Origin of the sequence: Bradyrhizobium cosmicum (assembly GCF_032290525.1) — a bacterium.
GTDB lineage: Bacteria > Pseudomonadota > Alphaproteobacteria > Rhizobiales > Xanthobacteraceae > Bradyrhizobium > Bradyrhizobium cosmicum_A.
On the sequence record NZ_JASXTA010000455.1, the window covers coordinates 1 to 248 of the forward strand.

The window sequence follows — 248 nt, forward strand, 5'->3', positions numbered from 1 at the left end:
GGGCAACCGGTTCCCGCGTTCTCGTTCAGAGAACTACCGTTTCCTGGCGGAGATCCTCGCCGCCGACGGCATCACCACGGTCGCCGAGCTCGCCGAGCTTCTCGACGACGGCGACATCGCGGATGTCCACGGGGCCCTGCGCTACCGCTTCCATCCGGGGCAGATCCGCCTCATCGACGATCTGCTGCTACGGCGTTTCGGGCGGGACCACATCACGCGGACGGGCGAGATCGGCGTGCGACCTGCGC

Annotated in this window: 1 pseudogene; it reads left to right on the forward strand. The window is 68.1% G+C overall.

The window, feature by feature from the left end:
* Positions 1-248 (forward strand): annotated as a pseudogene (locus QSV46_RS40540) (hypothetical protein); the annotation flags it as partial.